This is a genomic window from Streptomyces sp. SM1 (genome assembly GCF_002910825.1).
GTDB lineage: Bacteria > Actinomycetota > Actinomycetes > Streptomycetales > Streptomycetaceae > Streptomyces > Streptomyces okerensis.
In genome coordinates this window covers 1-12,038 of record NZ_NEUB01000601.1, presented here as the reverse complement: position 1 = coordinate 12,038, position 12,038 = coordinate 1, and the positions used below count along the sequence as shown (strand labels likewise).

10 protein-coding genes and 1 pseudogene are annotated in these 12,038 nt (G+C 73.8%); 5 read left to right on the top strand and 6 right to left on the bottom strand.

Going from position 1 to position 12,038, the window contains the following annotated elements:
• Positions 1-86: 86 nt before the first annotated feature.
• Together B9S61_RS14830 and B9S61_RS14825 are read right to left on the bottom strand one after the other, a co-directional pair.
• Positions 87-848 carry a GntR family transcriptional regulator gene (locus B9S61_RS14830; protein ID WP_103542679.1) on the bottom strand — a complete coding sequence of 254 codons (762 nt, stop codon included), beginning with the start codon at positions 846-848 and terminating at the stop codon, positions 87-89.
• 187 nt (positions 849-1,035) lie between these two features.
• On the bottom strand, positions 1,036-1,923 hold the full coding sequence (locus B9S61_RS14825; protein ID WP_103542678.1) for an RNA polymerase sigma-70 factor: 888 nt from the start codon (positions 1,921-1,923) through the stop codon (positions 1,036-1,038).
• 187 nt (positions 1,924-2,110) lie between these two features.
• On the opposite strand from B9S61_RS14825, the gene B9S61_RS14820 reads away from it, so the two are divergent.
• From B9S61_RS14820 to B9S61_RS14810, 3 genes and pseudogenes are all read left to right on the top strand, one after another.
• Complete coding sequence (locus tag B9S61_RS14820) at positions 2,111-2,941, top strand: alpha/beta fold hydrolase (RefSeq protein WP_103542677.1); 831 nt, start codon at positions 2,111-2,113, stop codon at positions 2,939-2,941.
• Between the two features lie 161 nt (positions 2,942-3,102).
• Positions 3,103-4,690, top strand: a pseudogene (locus B9S61_RS14815) (alkaline phosphatase D family protein).
• A gap of 98 nt (positions 4,691-4,788) precedes the next feature.
• Positions 4,789-6,060 (top strand): GNAT family N-acetyltransferase, encoded by a 1,272-nt coding sequence (locus tag B9S61_RS14810; RefSeq protein WP_103542676.1) that lies wholly within the window; start codon positions 4,789-4,791, stop codon positions 6,058-6,060.
• A gap of 354 nt (positions 6,061-6,414) precedes the next feature.
• Here B9S61_RS14810 and B9S61_RS14805 read toward each other — a convergent pair whose 3' ends face one another.
• Positions 6,415-7,590, bottom strand: coding sequence for a PLP-dependent aspartate aminotransferase family protein (locus tag B9S61_RS14805; RefSeq protein WP_258039660.1), 1,176 nt, complete (start codon positions 7,588-7,590; stop codon positions 6,415-6,417).
• Positions 7,591-7,661: 71 nt separating this feature from the next.
• On the opposite strand from B9S61_RS14805, the gene B9S61_RS14800 reads away from it, so the two are divergent.
• Positions 7,662-8,153 (top strand): Lrp/AsnC family transcriptional regulator, encoded by a 492-nt coding sequence (locus B9S61_RS14800; protein ID WP_103542674.1) that lies wholly within the window; start codon positions 7,662-7,664, stop codon positions 8,151-8,153.
• Between the two features lie 32 nt (positions 8,154-8,185).
• Positions 8,186-9,874: a DUF885 domain-containing protein gene (locus tag B9S61_RS14795; protein ID WP_103542673.1), complete on the top strand. Its 1,689-nt coding sequence runs from the start codon at positions 8,186-8,188 to the stop codon at positions 9,872-9,874.
• A gap of 6 nt (positions 9,875-9,880) precedes the next feature.
• Here B9S61_RS14795 and B9S61_RS14790 read toward each other — a convergent pair whose 3' ends face one another.
• The 3 genes from B9S61_RS14790 to B9S61_RS14780 form a co-directional block, all read right to left on the bottom strand.
• On the bottom strand, positions 9,881-10,726 hold the full coding sequence (locus tag B9S61_RS14790; RefSeq protein ID WP_103542672.1) for an SDR family oxidoreductase: 846 nt from the start codon (positions 10,724-10,726) through the stop codon (positions 9,881-9,883).
• Between the two features lie 169 nt (positions 10,727-10,895).
• On the bottom strand, positions 10,896-11,408 hold the full coding sequence (locus tag B9S61_RS14785) for an immunity 21 family protein (protein ID WP_103542671.1): 513 nt from the start codon (positions 11,406-11,408) through the stop codon (positions 10,896-10,898).
• A 100-nt stretch (positions 11,409-11,508) separates the two neighbouring features.
• Positions 11,509-12,038, bottom strand: a 530-nt coding sequence (locus tag B9S61_RS14780; RefSeq protein ID WP_103542670.1) for an SbcC/MukB-like Walker B domain-containing protein, incomplete at its 5' end; no start/stop codon positions are given.

The following is a 12,038-nucleotide window of genomic DNA, read 5'->3' as shown; positions in this document are numbered from 1 at the left end:
CGCCGGCCGCCTGTCCCCCGCCGCGTCGCCGCTCCGCCGCGGCAGCAGCGGAGCGGTTCACCGTCGGCACATCGTGGACCGTGAGGTCAGGAGGCCTGCTGTTCCGGGCCGTGGTGGATCTGCACGCCGCCGGAGTCGCCGAACGTGAGCCGGCAGGTGTCCGCGCGATAGGTGGCCACGGAGAGCGCGGCGGTGCGGCCGCGGGCGATGAAACGCGTGGTGACGACGAGTACCGGCGCGCCCGGCAGCCGGTCCAGCTCCCTGGCGTCGTCCGCGCGGGCGGAGCCCAGCTCCACGGCGTTCTCCTGCCGCTCCAGCTCCAGGTGCTGCAGTTCCCGCAGCACCGCACGCGCGCGTGCCGCGCCGGACGGTGCGTCGATGCCGGACAGGCCGGGCACCGAGTCGGCCGGGACGTACAGCAGTTCGGCGGCGACGGGCTGACCGTGGGAGACACGGGAGCGCCGCACGGTGTGCACGGGCTCGTCGCGGCCGGTCACCAGTGTCTCGGCGACGGTGGCGGGCGGCGTCTCCAGGGCGCAGCCGAGGGTCTGCCAGGCGTCCAGCGGCCCTCCCGGCCAGGCGTGCTGGGCCGTGCCGACGGAGACACCCATACGCGGCGGGGCGACCGTGGTGCCCACGCCGCGGCGGCGCTGCAGCCTGCCTTCCAGTTCGAGCTGCTCCAGGGCCTGACGGAGCGTGGCCCGGGCGACGCCGAAACGGGCCGCGAGATCGCGCTCGTTGGGCAGGATCTCGCCCACGGAGAACTCCGAGTCCAGCGCCTCGCTGAGCACGGTCCTGAGATGCCAGTACTTCGGTTCCGGCACCGTTTCCAGCTGCGTGGTCCCCACCCTGTCCTCCACGATCGCCGTGTCCGGCGGCGTTCTAGCGCCCTTGTTTATTAAAGGTTGTTTCACTTCTCAGCGACCATAGGGCGGCCCTCACCCTTGGTCAATACCAATGGGCACGACGACGGGGGCGCCGGAGCGGGCAGGGGCCGACGCGGACGGGCTTCCGGGGGACGGCGGAGGGCTTCGTCTACGGGGCTCCGGGGAGCGAGCGGAGCTTGTCGGGGTTGCGGACGATGTACACCGCCTGGACACGCCCGTCGGCGACGTCGAGCTGGAAGACGGAGTCGGGCCGGCCGCCGGACAGGACGAGCACCGCGGGGCCCCCGTTGAGCTCCAGGAAGCGCACGGTCATGTCCCCCACTCCCTTGACGGCCACTCCGAGGAGGAAACGCCCCACGTGGTCGGCGCCCTCCAGGACCCGCAGCGGCGCGCGGGACTTGCCGCCGCTGTCGCCGACGAGCCGCACGTCCGGGGCGAGCAGTTCCACCAGCCCCGCCAGATCCCCGCCGGCCGCCGCGGCCAGGAAGCGCTCGGTGAGGTCGCGACGCCGGACGGGGTCGACCTCGTAGCGCGGGCGCCGCTCCTCGATGTGCCCCCGGGCGCGTCCGGCGAGCCGGCGTACGGCCGGTTCGCCGCGGTCGAGCATGGCCGCGATGTCGGCGTACGGGTATGCGAACGCCTCCCGCAGGACGAAGACCGCGCGCTCCAGCGGCGAGAGGGACTCCATGACGACGAGGACGGCCAGCGAGACGGAGTCGGCGAGCACGGCCCGCTCGGCGGTGTCCGGCACGGTGTCGCCGAAGTGGGTGGCGTACGGCTCGGGCAGCCACGGGCCGACGTACGTCTCGCGGCGCGCCTTGATCTGGCGCAGCCGGTCGATGGCGAGGCGGGTGGTGACGCGGACCAGGTATCCGCGCGGCTCGCGTACCGCCGACCGGTCGTCGCCCGACCAGCGCAGCCACGCGTCCTGGACCACGTCCTCGGCGTCGGCCACCCGGCCCAGCATGCGGTAGGCGACCCCCAGGAGAAGGGGACGGTGCTCTTCGAAGACGTCGGTCGCGGAGTCGGCGGTCACCGCACCATCCCAGCCGAGCCGTGCCGCGGTGTCCAGGCGGCACCGGTACCTTGCGGATGCCACCCGGCCGTACCGGGCGCCGCACGGAAGCGGGAACGGGGGCTACCCGGCGGTAGCAATTGCTGACAAGCTGTCTACGGCGTCAGGCGGCGTCACGTGCCGCGAGTCCCAGACGAGGAGCACCTTCATGTCCGCGACCGTCTCCTTCAAGGTCACCTCTCCCCTCGGACCGGTGACCGTGACCCTCTCCTACGCGCGCGCGGGCCGTGGTGAACCCCTGCTCCTGCTGCACGGCATCGGTCATCACCGCCAGGCCTGGGACCCGGTGGTGGACATCCTCGCGACCGAACGCGAGGTGATCGCGGTGGACCTGCCCGGCTTCGGCGCCTCCCCCGCGCTGCCCGACGGCCTCGTCCACGACCTGCCCACCATGAACGCCGCCCTCGGCGCCCTGTGCGAGGCGCTGGAACTGGACCGGCCGCATGCGGCCGGCAACTCGCTCGGCGGTCTGCTGGCCCTCGGCCTCGGCCGCGAGCGGCTCGTACGGTCCGTCACCGCCCTGTCCCCGGCGGGCTTCTGGACCCAGGCGGAGCGGCGGTACGCGTTCGCCGTGCTGCTCGGCATGCGCCGGGTCGCGGAGCGCATGCCGCTGCCCCTGGTCGAGCGTCTCGCCCGTTCCGCAGCCGGCCGGGCGGCACTGACCAGTACCATCTACGCCCGTCCCGGGCGCCGTTCGCCGGAGGCCGTGGTCGCCGAGACGCTCGCACTGGCCGGGGCCACCGGTTTCACCGAGACCCTTCGCGCGGGCACCACCGTACGGTTCACCGACGACGTGCCCGGCATCCCCGTGACCGTCGCCTGGGGCACCCGGGACCGGCTGCTCGTTTCCCGGCAGGGTGTCCGCGCGAAGCGGATCATCCCCCGCGCGCGGCTGATCCGGCTGCCGGGCTGCGGCCACGTTCCCATGAACGACGATCCGGCGCTGGTCGCCCGCGTCATCCTCGACGGCAGCCGCTGAACGGTCCGCGCGACGGAGGGCGGCGGCGGGCGGATCGCCCCCGTCCGGCCTCTCCCCCGTCGCCGCGGGCAACTGTTCACCCCGGGTTGGTGTGCGAGCCGCACCGCCCGCGTAGATGTGGCAGCGCACACTGTCCGGATCCAGTCCCCGGAGGCGCGTCCATGTCCCACCGTCCCTTCCCCGGCCGCCGCGCCGTACTGCGCGGCTCCCTCGCCGCCTCGGCAGCCCTGACCCTGCCCACCGCACTCGGCACGGCGCCCGCCTTCGCCCGCTCCGGGCGTCCGCGGGCCGCCTGGGGCGTGCAGACGGGCGATGTGACCCGTGACTCCGGGCTGGTCTGGGTACGGTCCGACCGTCCGGCCCGGATGATCGTCGAGACCTCGGCGACCGAGTCGTTCCGGCGCCCGCGCCGGTGGCGCGGACCGCTGCTCGGCCCGGGCACCGACTTCACCGGCACGACCCGGTTGCGCGGGCTGCCCGCGGGCGAGCAGATCCACTACCGGGTACTGCTCACCGACCCCGACGACCCGCGCCGCGGCGGTGAGCCGGTGACCGGCACCTTCCGCACGGTTCCGGACCGGCGGCGCGACGGTGTGCGGTTCCTGTGGTCGGGCGATCTGGCCGGACAGGGCTGGGGCATCAACCCCGACTTCGGCGGTTACCGCATCTTCGACGCGATGGCCCGGCTCGATCCCGACTTCTTCCTGTTCAGCGGTGACACCGTCTACGCCGACGGGCCCATCGCGGCGACCGCGGCCCTGCCCGACGGCGGCGTCTGGCGGAACATCACCACCGAGGAGAAGGCCAAGGTCGCCGAGTCCCTGGCCGAGTTCCGGGGGAACTTCCGCTACAACCTGCTCGACGAGAACCTGCGCCGGTTCAACGCCCGGGTTCCCTCGATCGTGCAGTGGGACGACCACGAGGTGCGCAACAACTGGTACCCGGGCCAGCGGATCGCGGACACCGACAGCCGCTACACGGAGAAGAGCGTCGATGTGCTGGCGGCGCGGGCGCGGCGCGCGTTCGGTGAGTACTTCCCGATGTCCACGCCGCGGCCGGGCGCCCCGGGAGGGCCGCGTCCACCGGGTGCTGCGGCAGGGGCCGCTGCTCGATGTGTTCGTGCTGGACATGCGGACGTACCGGGGCGCCAACTCCGCCGGTGACGAGACCGTGGACCCGCAGGGCATCCTCGGGCGGGAGCAACTGGAGTGGCTCGAGCGGGAACTGGCGCGGTCGCGGGCGGTGTGGAAGGTGATCGCCGCCGACATGCCGATCGGTCTGGTCGTACCGGACACGACCGAGGGCCGGCAGCATGTCGAGGCGGTGGCGCAGGGCGACCCGGGAGCACCGCTGGGCCGGGAGCTGCAGATCGCGGAGCTGCTGCGGTTCGTCAAGCACCGGCGGATCACCGGCACGGTGTGGCTGACGGCTGATGTGCACCACACCTCGGCGCAGCACTACCGGCCCGAGCGGGCCGCGTTCGGTGACTTCGAGCCGTTCTGGGAGTTCGTCTCGGGACCGCTGAACGCGGGCGCCTTCCCGGCGAGCGCGCTCGACGGCACGTTCGGCCCGGAGCGGGTGTGGGTGAAGGCGCCGAGCGCCTCCAACGTCTCCCCGGCCGGCGGCTACCAGTTCTTCGGCGAGGTCGACATCGACGGTGACAGCGGTGAGTTGACGGTGCGGATGCGGGAACAGGACGGCACCGTGCTGTTCACGAAGACGCTGCAACCGGGCCTGGTCGGCCAGTAACGCACCACATCAGACAGAAGTGCGCCTTTACCCGTCAGTCACAGCACGTTCGTGATCAGGAAACACGGTTCCTTCACAGTGGCTGTATGAGTCGAGACATGTCTGACGTGACGAACACCCCTCACGGCGGCCCCGCGCACGGCCGCCGCAACCCGGCCGGGCCCGCCGCGCGGTGCACCGCCGCGTTCCAGGCGTGGTGGGCACGCCGCCACGGCCACGCGCCGCCGGCGCACGATACCGGCGACGCCCCACCGCCCCCCGCCGTTCCCGGGGAGAGCGTGTTGTGGCGGATGCGCACGACGGTGAAGGACGAACCGGGCGCGCTGGCCACGCTGTGCACGGCGCTGGCGGAGCGGCGGGTCGACATCCTGAGCCTGCAGACGCACCCGCTGGGCGCGGAGACCGTGGACGAGTTCCTGCTGCGCGCACCGGCGGGCACGGACCTGATCACTGCGGTGTCGCTCGCCGGGGGCACGGACACCTGGACCGAGCGGGCCGACGCCCACGATCTGGTGGACGCCCCGACCCGGGTGCTGGGGCTGGCCGCCCGTACCGCCTCGGACGCCGCGGAACTGCCGCTGGCGCTGCGCCAGTTGCTGGGGCGGTGCACGATCCGCTCCCGGCCCGCCACACCGGCCGCCGGCACCGCGGCGGCCGTGACCGTGCCGGCCGAGGGCTCCCTGGAGGACACCGTGATCCGGCTGCGCGACCCCGAGGGCGGGGTACTCACCGTGGAGCGGCCGTATCTGCCCTTCACCCCCACCGAGTTCGCCCGGGCCCGCGCGCTGGTGGAGCTGGACGCCCGGCTCGGCCCGCGGATCCCGCGCGGCCGGGACGTGCTCACCCTGCCGGAGGGCAGTGACCTCTCCGTGCGCCGGGCGGACACCGGTGATCTGGCCGCCGCGCGGGCGATGCACGAACGGTGCTCCCCCGAAACCCTGCGCAGGCGCTACCACGGGCCGGTCGGCGACGCGGACCGCTACCTGAACCACCTGCTCAGCCCGCGCTTCGGGCGGACCCTCACCGCGCAGACCGCCTCGGGCCGGATCATCGCCCTCGGTCATCTGCTGTGGGACGGCGACGAGACCGAGGTCGCGCTGATCGTGGAGGACGCCTGGCAGCGCCGGGGCATCGGCGCGCAACTCCTCACGCGGCTGGTGTCGATGGCGGCCGAGGCGGGCTGCGCCCAGGTGTACGCCGTGACGCAGGCCTCCAACACCGGCATGGTCGCCGCGATGCGCGGCCTGGGCCTCCCCCTCGACTACCAGATCGAGGAGGGCACCCTGGTGATCACCGCCCGCGTGGACGCCGTGCCGACGCGCCCGGCGCGCCAGGTGCGGGAGTCCGGTGAGCGGATCGGCCGGCCGTAGGACCCCGCACGGGCAGTACGGGCGGTCCCCGGTGACGGGAACCGCCGTTGCCCGGCACGCGGAAACGCGGGACGCCCGGCGCACGGGAACGGCCGCCCGCGGGAACGGCGGACGCCCGGCCCGCGGGAACGGAAAACGGCCGGCCGCAGACGGGAGGCCCCGGCCCGCGGGAACGGAAAACAGCCCGCCGCGGACGGGAGACGCCCGGCCCGCAGCACGGGAAACGGCCCGGCCGGGACCACGGGACGCCCGGCCCGGACGGGAAGCGCCGGGGCGCGGGAGCGGGAAGCGGCCCTGCCCGCAGGAACGGGGGACGGCCCGGCGGTCGCCGGGCCGTCCCCCGTGGGCGGTGTCTCAGCCCTGGGCCAGCGCCTCCGCGCGGTCGGGCGTCCCGGTCCGCTTCCCCAGGGCCGCGTCCAGATCGGCCCACAGGTCCTCCACCTCCTCCAGGCCGACCGAGAGGCGCAGCAGCCGGTCGCTGACCCCGGCGCCCCTGCGGTCGTCGGCGTCGACGATGCGGTGGCTGATGGACGCCGGGTGCTGGATGAGGGAGTCCACGCTGCCGAGGCTCACCGCGGGGGTGATCAGCCGTACTCCGGCGATCACCTCGTGCGGGTCGCCGTTCACCTCGAAGGAGACCATCGCCCCGCCGATGCTCGGGTAGTGCACCCGGCTCACGCGCGGGTCGGCGGCGAGCCGGGCGGCGAGTTCCGCGGCGCCCGCGGACGCGGCCCGGACCCGGACCGGCAGGGTCGACAGGCCCCGCAGCAGGAGGTAGCCGGCCAGCGGATGCAGCACACCGCCGGTGGCGAACCGCACCTGGCGCAACTGCCCGGCGAACTCCTCGTCGCAGGCCACCACGCCGGCCAGCACGTCCCCGTGACCGCCGAGGTACTTGGTCGCGCTGTGCAGCACCAGCCGCGCCCCGTGCTCGGCCGGGCGCTGGAGGACCGGGGTGGCGAAGGTGTTGTCGACCAGCAGCGGCACGGAGCCGCACGCGTGGGCGACGGCCCGCAGATCGACCTCGGCGAGCGTGGGGTTGGCCGGGGACTCCACCAGCACCAGACCGGTGTCCGGGCGCAGCGCGTCGGCGACCCCGGCCGGGTCGGTCCAGGTCACCTCGGAGCCGAGCAGCCCGGCGGTCAGCAGATGGTCGCTGCACCCGTACAGGGGCCGTACGGCGACGACATGGCGCAGCCCCATCGAGCCGCGGACCAGCAGTACGGCGCTGAGCGCGGCCATCCCGCTGGCGAACGCGACCGCCGACTCCGTGCCCTCCAGCCGGGCCAGCGCGGTCTCGAAACGGGCGACGGTCGGGTTGCCGAGCCGCCCGTAGACGGGCGGGCCGTCCGGTTCGGCGCCGGTGGTGGCGAAGGCGTCGATACGGGCGGCCTCGGCGCGGCTGTCGTACGAGGGGTAGGTGGTGGACAGGTCGATCGGCGGGGCGTGCAGTCCGAGTCCGGCGAGATCGTCCCGTCCGGCGTGCACGGCCTCGGTGGCGAGTGCTCTGGTGGTACGTCGCGTGTCCATGCCCATGTCCATACAGGCAGGGTGAACACGGACCGGGGCATCGGCCGGGATCCCCGTGCTACGTTCGGTGGATGGCCGAATCTGTCGTACTGGATCCGGTGGACCTTCATCTGCTGCGGCTGTTGCAGAACGACGCCCGGGCGACGTACCGGGATCTCGCCGCGCAGGTCGGGGTCGCACCGTCGACCTGTCTGGACCGGGTGACCCGGCTGCGCCGCTCCGGCGTGATCCTCGGGCACCGGCTGAAGCTGGACCCCGCCAAGCTGGGCCGGGGCCTGCAGGCCCTGCTGTCGGTGCAGGTCAGGCCGCACCGTCGGGAGCTGGTGGGCCCGTTCGTGGAGCGGATCCGGGTCCTGCCGGAGTCGCTGACCGTGTTCCATCTGACCGGCCCCGACGACTATCTGGTGCATGTGGCGGTCGCGGACATGGCGGACCTGCAGCGGCTGGTGCTCGACGAGTTCACCTCGCAGCGCGAGGTGGCGCGGGTGGAGACGCGGCTGATCTTCCAGCAGTGGGACTGCGGCCCGATGCTGCCGCCTTCGCCCTCGGCACAATCCGGGTGACGTGCGGCGGGCCGCGTACCAGGATGGTCCGCATGTCACAGACCAACAGCCCCCTCCCCCGCCAGGTCGCCGACGCCTACGTCGACGAGCTCATCGCCCTCGACCCGATCACCGGCACGTACCTGGGAGTGAAGGAGAGTTCCTCCCGGCTGCCCGATCTCTCGCCGGCGGGACAGGAAGCGGCCGCCGAGCTCATCCGGGCCACACTCGGACGGCTCGACGGGGCCGAGCGGCGGCCCGGCGCGGACAGCGACATCGAACGCCGCTGCGCCCGTCTGCTGCGCGAACGGCTCACCGCGGAACTGGCCGTGCACGAGGCCGACGAGGGCCTGCGCGCGGTCGGCAACCTGGGCACGGTCGCGCATTCGGTGCGCGAGGTGTTCACCGTGACGCCGGCGCGGACGGAGGAGGACTGGTCGGCCGTCGCCGGGCGGCTGCGCGCGGTCCCGGCGGCGCTGGCGGGCTACCGGGAGTCCCTGGCACTCGGCCTGGAGCGCAAGCTGTACGCCGCTCCCCGCCCGACGGAGACGTTCGTCGGACAGCTCTCCGAGTGGGCGGACACCGGCGGGGGACGCGGCTGGTTCGAGGACTTCGCGGCCGCCGGACCGGACGCGCTGCGCACGGAGCTGGACGAGGCCGCCCGCGCGGCGACCGCGGCCGTCGTCGAGCTGCGGGACTGGATGCGCGAGGTGTACGCGCCGGCGATCGGGGACGCGCCGGACACCGTGGGCCGGGAGCGCTACGCCCGCTGGTCCCGGTACTACAACGGCACCGACCTGGATCTGGACGAGGCGTACGCGTACGGCTGGTCCGAGTACCACCGTCTGCTCGGCGAGATGAAGGAGGAGGCCGAGAAGATCCTCCCCGGCGCGGAGACGCCGTGGGTGGCACTGGCCCACCTGGACGAGCACGGACGGCACATCGAGGGCGTCGACGAGGTCCGCGAGTGGCTCCAGGGCGTGATGGACCGGGCGATCGAGGCCCTGGACGGCACGCACTTCGACCTCGCCGAGCGGGTGCGGAAGGTGGAGTCGCGGATCGCCCCGCCCGGCAGCGCGGCGGCGCCGTACTACACGCCCCCGTCGGAGGACTTCTCCCGGCCCGGCTGCACCTGGCTGCCCACCATGGGGCTGACCCGCTTCCCGGTCTACGACCTGGTCTCGACCTGGTACCACGAGGGCGTCCCCGGCCATCACCTCCAGCTCGCGCAGTGGGTGCACGTCGCCGAGAACCTCTCCCGCTACCAGGCCTCGGTGGGCGGGGTCAGCGCCAACGCCGAGGGGTGGGCGCTGTACGCGGAGCGCCTGATGGACGAGCTAGGTTTCCTCGCGGACGCGGAGGAGCGGCTGGGCTATCTGGACGCGCAGATGATGCGGGCGACCCGGGTCATCGTCGACATCGGGATGCACCTGGAGCTGGAGATCCCGGCGGACTCGCCGTTCCACCCGGGTGAGCGCTGGACGCCGGAGCTGGCCGAGGAGTTCTTCGGCTCGCACAGCAGCCGGCCGGCGGACTTCGTGGAGAGCGAGCTGACCCGCTACCTGACGATCCCGGGCCAGGCCATCGGATACAAGCTCGGCGAGCGGGCGTGGCTGCTGGGCCGGGAGAAGGCCCGCGAGCGGCACGGCGACGCCTTCGACCTCAAGGCCTGGCACATGGCCGCGCTGTCCCAGGGCTCGCTGGGCCTGGACGACCTGGTGGACGAACTGTCGGCGCTGTGAGCCGGGTCAGCGCCGGAAGCCGCCCTCGGAGTCGATGACCTGACCGGTGATCCAGTCCGCCTCGTCCGTGGCCAGCCAGGCGATGAGGCGGGCCGGGTCGTCGGGCATGCCCCAGCGGCCGGCGGGGAAGAGGGCGGCGACGGCCTCGTAACTCTCGCCACTCATGTAATCGATGTCCACGGGGCCGGGGTTGACGGTGTTCACGGTGACCGCATGCTCGGCCGGCGTGGCCGCCAGGGAACGGGTGATGGAGGCGAGCGCGCCCTTCTGGAGGGCGTAGGCGAGCTCGCCCGGCATCCCGCCGGCGAGGTCCTGCCCGGACGTCATCATCAGCACGCGCCCGCCCGGGGTGCGGGACGGCAGGGCGGCGCGGTGCCGGGCGTGGGCCTGGACGAGCAGCAGCACCGAGCGGGCGTCGACCGCCCAGTGCGCGTCGAGCATGGCGGCGTCGATCGTGTCGAGGTCTCCGTCGGAGCCGCTGAGGGCGTGGTTGGCGACGAGGATGTCGAGACGGCCGCCGAGCGCCCCTGTCGCGCGGGCGTGCAGTTCGGCGGGTGCTTCGGGAGCGGAGAGGTCGCCGGGTCCGGCGAGCACCCGCGCGCCGGGGTCGACGAGGGCCTCGCGCACGGAGGCGGTCACGTCCTCGGGGCGGTCGGCGCCCCAGGGCATGGCGGCGTCGTGCGGCACGTGATGGTGCAGATAGACACCGGCCCCGTAGGCGGCGAGCCGCCGCGCGACGGCGTGGCCGATGCCGCCGCGTCTGCTGGCCCCGGTGACCAGCGCGGTCCGGCCGCGCAGGGGCAGGGGGTCACGGCGGAGCGCGTCGGGGGCGGGATGCGGAAGCCTGGGCATGGCCGCCCATCAGGGGGCATGTACGGGGCCGGCGCACGCGAATATCCCCCGGCCGGCCCGTGCACGCATCGCCCTTCGGCCGGACCCTGCGCCTCCGGCCGGCGCGTCACGGCGGAACGCTCGGCCGAGTCCGCGTACGTCCACGTCGCGCACGGCACGGGAGCCACGGTCAGGGCAGGGGCCGGAGCTGCACGAGGATCAGCCAGGTCTCGGGGCCCGGCTGCACCCGCGCGGCACGGACCGCGTAGCGGCCGGGATCGAGCGTGAGGCGTACGTGGTCGGTGGCGCCGGAGTGCCGGCCGGGCCAGGCGGCGTCGAACAGCAGGACCGTGCCCGGAACCTTCCAGTGCACCTCGGACCGCCACCGCGCGGTGTGCAGCGCCGCCGGGACGCATCCCAGCAGCTCCGCCTCCGAGTCGCCGGCCACGCAGCGGACGAGCGTGCCGTGTTCGGGGAGGAAGGCGGTCGCGGCGGGCTCGTCCCCGAGGACCAGGGCCGCGGCGTCACCGACCGGGAGGAGACCGAGGAGTCCGTCCACCTCGCAGGCCCGGTCGTAGTCCGAGGCCGTCTCCTCGCCGTCGGCACCGGCCCAGAACGGCAGCACCGTCTCCGGCACCGCGATGAGCGGCCCGCCCCCCGACTCCACCCACTCGACCGTTCCCGGCTTTGCGTATCGCACCATGCGCAGAACCTACCGGGTCGACTCCCTTACGGGACCGAGGAGTTCGGCATACCGGGCCGGGCCTTCTCCCCGCACCGCCCGCCGGGCGGGTGAGCCGGCCCTACCCGTTCCCGTGCTGCCACAGCCGCGAACCCGAGCGGCCCTTCACGACCTCCAGCTGGGCGTGTATCCGCCGCCGCAGGTCGGCGACGTGGCTGACGATGCCCACGCTGCGGTCGCGTTCGCGCAGGGAGTCCAGGACGTCCAGGACCTCGTCGAGGGTCTGGTCGTCGAGGCTGCCGAAACCCTCGTCGATGAAGAGGGTGTCCAGCCGGACCCCGCCCGCCTCGTCGGTGACGACGTCCGCGAGACCGAGGGCGAGGGCGAGGGAGGCGAAGAAGGTCTCGCCGCCCGAGAGGGTCGCGGTGTCGCGCTCCCGTCCGGTCCAGGCGTCGACGACGTGCAGTCCGAGGCCGCTGCGGCCGCGGCCGGTGCGGTCGTCGGAGTGGACGAGGGTGTAGCGGCCGGACGACATGCGGTGCAGCCGTACGGTCGCGGCGGCGGCCACCTGTTCCAGCCGGGCGGCGAGGACGTACGACTCCAGGCGCATCCGGCGTTCGTTGTCCGCGGAGGTGCCGGCGGCGAGACCGG

Excerpts from the sequence above, each read along its gene's own strand:
- B9S61_RS14790 (WP_103542672.1), bottom strand. The coding sequence starts at position 10,726 with ATGCCCAGGCTTCCGCATCCCGCCCCCGACGCGCTCCGCCGTGACCCC.
- B9S61_RS14785 (WP_103542671.1), bottom strand. The coding sequence starts at position 11,408 with ATGGTGCGATACGCAAAGCCGGGAACGGTCGAGTGGGTGGAGTCGGGG.
- B9S61_RS14810 (WP_103542676.1), top strand. The coding sequence starts at position 4,789 with ATGTCTGACGTGACGAACACCCCTCACGGCGGCCCCGCGCACGGCCGC.
- B9S61_RS14795 (WP_103542673.1), top strand. The coding sequence starts at position 8,186 with ATGTCACAGACCAACAGCCCCCTCCCCCGCCAGGTCGCCGACGCCTAC.
- B9S61_RS14800 (WP_103542674.1), top strand. The coding sequence starts at position 7,662 with ATGGCCGAATCTGTCGTACTGGATCCGGTGGACCTTCATCTGCTGCGG.
- B9S61_RS14805 (WP_258039660.1), bottom strand. The coding sequence starts at position 7,590 with ATGGACACGCGACGTACCACCAGAGCACTCGCCACCGAGGCCGTGCAC.
- B9S61_RS14820 (WP_103542677.1), top strand. The coding sequence starts at position 2,111 with ATGTCCGCGACCGTCTCCTTCAAGGTCACCTCTCCCCTCGGACCGGTG.